General features: G+C 30.8%; 1 protein-coding gene. It reads left to right on the top strand.

Features of this window, described 5'->3' with window-relative positions:
- Window positions 1–30: 30 nt before the first annotated feature.
- Complete coding sequence (locus tag COL05_RS30325) at window positions 31–792, top strand: glycosyltransferase (RefSeq protein WP_098671312.1); 762 nt, start codon at window positions 31–33, stop codon at window positions 790–792.
- Window positions 793–889: the final 97 nt, after the last annotated feature.

Below are 889 nucleotides of genomic sequence, written 5' to 3'. Positions count from 1 at the left end.
AAAGTTTCACTTTATAAAAAGGGGTGTGTTATGAAAGAAACGAATGAATCTTTAAGAAACGATTTAAAGAAAGATATAAAATTTTCTATTATAATCCCTGCGCATAATGAAGAAAAATACATTGGAAAATGTTTAGATTCTATTTCAAAGGCAGCGGAAGCATATAAAGATCAAACTGAAGTCATAGTGGTTTTAAATCGTTGTACAGATAAAACAGAAGAAATAGCAAAGAGGTATAACTGTATTACATTAAAAAATGACGATAAAAATTTATCGAAAATCCGAAATGCAGGAGCCGCGATAGCTACTGGAGAAATAATCATTACTATAGATGCTGATACGCAAATGACAGAGTCTTTTTTGTCTAACGTAGAAAAATATTTAGTTTCAGGTAAATATATTGGCGGTGGGGTAACCGGTAAGTTTGAAAGAATATCTTTGGGAATATTTGTTTCCGCATTGTTAATAATAATTCCATTATTTTTTAAGTACGGGGCTATATCTGTCGGGATTTTTTGGTGCTATAGAAACGATTTTATGGCGATTAATGGATTTAATGAAAATATGCTTATGGCAGAAGATGCAGATTTTGCAAAACGTTTAAAAGAATGGGGAAAACAACAAAATAAGAAGTTCGGTACAATAAAAAATGGAATGATAACTTCGTGCAGAAGATTTGATACATATGGAGATTGGACTTTAGTTAAAAATCCAAAAATAATCTTAGCGTATTTAAAAGGAAATGATAAAAAATATGCAGATAAAACATATTATGATAATCAAGAAAGATAACTGTAGAAATTCTTAAACAAATAGACTTTTGCTCACCTCATTTTATCCCGCTTTAATGGGCAGTAAGACCCCCACCTCAAAATTCAGCGAAAGCAAA

The organism is Bacillus sp. AFS059628 (assembly GCF_002571225.1).
Classification (GTDB): Bacteria; Bacillota; Bacilli; order Bacillales; family Bacillaceae_G; genus Bacillus_A.
Note: the sequence above shows the minus strand (reverse complement) of the source record. Positions and strands in the feature narration are given on the sequence as shown.